This is a genomic window from Pseudomonas sp. TSO6, assembly GCF_056098905.1.
Window position 1 is genome coordinate 1 of record NZ_JBLZWV010000111.1, and the last position, 255, is coordinate 255.

The 255-nt window shown below is 50.2% G+C and carries 1 rRNA gene; it reads left to right on the top strand.

Annotated features, from left to right (window positions below):
• Window positions 1-255 (top strand): 23S ribosomal RNA (locus tag ACN6NG_RS30025); the annotation flags it as partial.

The following is a 255-nucleotide window of genomic DNA, read 5'->3' on the forward strand; positions in this document are numbered from 1 at the left end:
TGGAAAACAGGTTAATATTCCTGTACTTCCAGTTATTGCGATGGAGGGACGGAGAAGGTTAGGCCAGCCTGGCGTTGGTTGTCCAGGTTTAAGGTGGTAGGCTGGAATCTTAGGCAAATCCGGGATTCCAAGGCCGAGAGCTGATGACGAGTTGCCATTAGGCGACGAAGTGGTTGATACCATGCTTCCAAGAAAAGCTCCTAAGCTTCAGATAACTGGGAACCGTACCCCAAACCGACACAGGTGGTTAGGTAG